The sequence below is a fragment of the Mesorhizobium sp. M7A.F.Ca.MR.362.00.0.0 genome, from assembly GCF_004023175.1.
In the GTDB taxonomy this organism is placed as follows: domain Bacteria; phylum Pseudomonadota; class Alphaproteobacteria; order Rhizobiales; family Rhizobiaceae; genus Mesorhizobium.
In genome coordinates, this window is sequence record NZ_RZTF01000574.1 from 1 (window position 1) to 2,880 (window position 2,880).

Genomic DNA, 2,880 nt, shown 5'->3' on the forward strand with positions numbered 1-2,880 from the left:
GCTGAAGATCGTGCATATCGATCCCAACCAGCTCAACATCTTCGTGGCAGTGGTGTTCGCCTCCAGCCCCGGCGTGTTCCGCATCGTGCGTGGCCTGGTGATGGACATCAAGACGCGTGACTATGTGGCGGCGGCGCAGACGCGCGGTGAATCACCCTGGTACATCATGTTGTGGGAGATCCTGCCCAATGCGCGCGGGCCACTGATCGTCGACGCCTGCCTGCGCATCGGCTACACCACCATCCTGCTCGGCACGCTCGGCTATTTCGGCCTTGGCCTGGCACCGGAAAGTCCGGACTGGGGCACCGCGATCAAGGACGCCAGCCGCCTGCTGCGCTCCTTCATCCACCCGGCGTTGCCGCCGACGATCGCACTGATGTCGTTCGTGCTGGGCTTGAACCTGCTCGCCGACTCGCTGCGCGAACAATCGATGAAAGACTGATCTCGGGTTTCGACCCGATGCGCCTGAGAGAAACAGGCCTAGAAGAACCAGGATTGGAGCGACCCATGAACGAGGCAGTTCGAAATCCCGCCACGCCAACCAATGGGCCGGCCAACGCGCCGATCATCGAGATCGAGAACCTGTCGATCTCCTTCTTCACCCGCAAGGGCGAGATTCCGGCGGTCATGGATTTCTCCTGCACCGTCATGCCGGGCGAGGCGATGGGCATCGTCGGCGAATCCGGCTGCGGCAAGTCGACCGTGTCGCTCGGCATCATGCGCGACCTCTCCAACATCGGGAAGATCGTCGGCGGCAAGATCAAGTTCCAGGGCAAGGACATGGGCGAGCTCTCCGACGAGGAGTTGCGCTCCATTCGCGGCAACAAGATCGCGATGATCTACCAGGAGCCGATGGCCAGCCTGAACCCGGCGATGAAAGTCGGGCAGCAGTTGATGGAAGTGCCGCTGATCCACGACAAGGTGTCGAAGGAAGAGGCCTATAAGCGCGCGATCGAAATGGTGCGCTCGGTCAAGCTGCCCGATCCCGAGCGCATGATGCGCTCCTATCCGCACCAGCTTTCGGGCGGCCAGCAGCAGCGTATCGTCATCGCCATGGCGCTGCTGTCGAAGCCGGCGCTGCTTTTGCTCGACGAACCGACGACGGCGCTCGACGTGACGGTGGAGGCCGGCATCGTCGACCTAGTCAAGGGGTTGGGCGAGAAGTTCGGCACGTCGATGATTTTCGTGTCGCACAATCTCGGCCTGATCCTCGAGACCTGCGACCGCATCACGGTGATGTATTCGGGCGAGGCGGTGGAGACCGGCAAGATCAAGGACGTGTTCGACCGGATGCGCCATCCCTATACGCAAGGGCTGTTCCGCTCGATCCCGCTGCCGGGCGCCGACAAGAACTCACGGCCGCTGATCTCGATTCCCGGCCAACTGCCGCTGCCGCACGAGCGGCCCAAGGGCTGCAATTTCGGCCCGCGCTGCCACCATTTCGTCGAGGGCGTCTGCAACGCCGCCGAAATCCCGATGATCGAGGTCGCTGGTCATGAAGGCCATTTCTCGCGCTGCGTGCGCTTCAATGAGATCGATTGGGAGGCGCTGCCGCCCGGCGCCAAGAAGGTCAATGAGCGCGTCGTGCCCGGTGCGCCGGTGCTCAAGATCGAGGACCTCAGAAAATACTACAGGGTCGGCGGCAACGAGGTGTTCGGCTCGAGCGAGGGCCGCGTCGTCAAGGCCAATGAGACGATCTCGTTCATGGCGCGCGAATCCGAGACGGTTGCCATCGTCGGCGAATCCGGCTGCGGAAAGTCGACGCTGGCCAAGGTGCTGCTCGGGCTGGAGACGGCAAGTGCCGGCACGGTGACGCTGGGCAACACGGAAATCCAGTCGACCGGCATCGAGAAACGGAGCGTCGACACGGTGTCGTCGATCCAGATGGTGTTCCAGAATCCGTTCGACACGCTCAATCCCAGCCATTCGGTCGGTTCGCAGATCATCCGCACGCTGGAGAAGTTCAACGTCGGCAAGACGGTTGCCGATCGCCGCAAGCGCATGCTGGAACTGCTCGACCTGGTGAAGCTGCCGCGGGCATTCGAAACCCGCAAGCCGCGCCAGCTATCGGGCGGCCAGAAGCAGCGCATCGGCGTGGCGCGTGCCTTTGCCGGTGACGCCAAGGTGGTGGTGGCCGACGAGCCGGTGTCGGCGCTCGACGTTTCGGTGCAGGCGGCGGTGACCGAACTGCTGATGGACATCCAGCGCAAGAACAAGACGACAATGCTGTTCATCAGCCATGATCTGTCGGTCGTGCGCTACATCGCCGACCGCGTCGTGGTCATGTATCTCGGCTATATTGTCGAGCAAGGCACGACCGACCAGATTTTCGCGCCGCCCTACCATCCCTATACCGAGGCACTGCTGTCGGCGATCCCGATCGCTGACACCAGCGTGGTCAAGCGGCACATCGTGCTGGAGGGCGACATTCCCTCGGCGATGAACCCACCGTCCGGCTGCCCGTTCCAGACCCGCTGCGGCTACAAGAAGCTGGTGCCTGATAATCTTTGCGAGACCAAGGTGCCACCGGTCAAGCATCTCGGCGGCGGCCATATGAGCCTGTGCTGGCTCTCCGACGACGTGCTGGCCAAGATGGAGCCGGTGATTAAGTTCGACAAGGAACACGCCGCGCACGAAGGCGTGCCGGATGACGCGCCGCACGGCGATGGCCCCGGTTTTGCCGGCACGCCGCCAAAGCGTCCGCGCGGCAAGACGGGCAGCGCGGCAGCCGATGCGGTGGGGCAGGCTGCCGAGGAGGCCGAAGCCGTTTCGAAAGCCCGCCGTCACGAGGTCCGCGACGAGGTTTCGGAAACCGGCCGTTCTCCAAAGCCGGGCAAGCCCAGGAAACCGAACTGACCGGCATCACGCAATTTCATATGC

Annotated in this window: 2 protein-coding genes; both read left to right on the forward strand. The window is 63.2% G+C overall.

Annotated features, from left to right (window positions below):
* A partial coding sequence (locus EOC06_RS35340; protein WP_164898935.1) for an ABC transporter permease occupies positions 1 to 442 on the forward strand: 442 nt, incomplete at its 5' end.
* 65 nt (positions 443 to 507) lie between these two features.
* Positions 508 to 2,856 carry an ABC transporter ATP-binding protein gene (locus EOC06_RS35345; RefSeq protein WP_128309984.1) on the forward strand — a complete coding sequence of 783 codons (2,349 nt, stop codon included), beginning with the start codon at positions 508 to 510 and terminating at the stop codon, positions 2,854 to 2,856.
* Positions 2,857 to 2,880: the final 24 nt, after the last annotated feature.